Raw genomic sequence first — 352 nt, 5'->3', positions numbered from 1 at the left:
ATAAATTGCTCGGAATTGATAGTTATGACAACGACTGGGTGGTCGTAGGCGCGACGCCCGAGATGATGCTGTCCCAAGGATACACCGCCGTTGGTAAAGACTTTCCTGTATTTCTGCATCCCAAAAGTAAAGAAGAATATGCCCTTGCACGAACAGAGAGAAAGTCAGGTTCTGGTTACACTGGTTTTGAATGTTTCTTCGATCAAAACGTCACCTTAGAAGAAGATTTGATACGTCGTGATTTAACCATTAACGCGATGGCAATGGAGAGTGATGGCACGATCCATGACCCATATGGTGGCCAGCAAGATCTCAACGATAAACTGCTAAGCCATGTATCAGACGCCTTTAT

At 44.9% G+C, this 352-nt stretch carries 1 pseudogene; it reads left to right on the top strand.

Annotation, left to right across the window (positions count from 1 at the left end):
* Positions 1–5: 5 nt before the first annotated feature.
* Positions 6–352 (top strand): annotated as a pseudogene (gene cca / locus IQR33_RS04825) (multifunctional CCA tRNA nucleotidyl transferase/2'3'-cyclic phosphodiesterase/2'nucleotidase/phosphatase); the annotation flags it as partial.

The organism is Vibrio sp. OPT46, from assembly GCF_015163535.1.
GTDB classification, from domain to species: domain Bacteria; phylum Pseudomonadota; class Gammaproteobacteria; order Enterobacterales; family Vibrionaceae; genus Vibrio; species Vibrio alginolyticus.
This window is presented reverse-complemented; position numbering and strand designations above follow the sequence as displayed.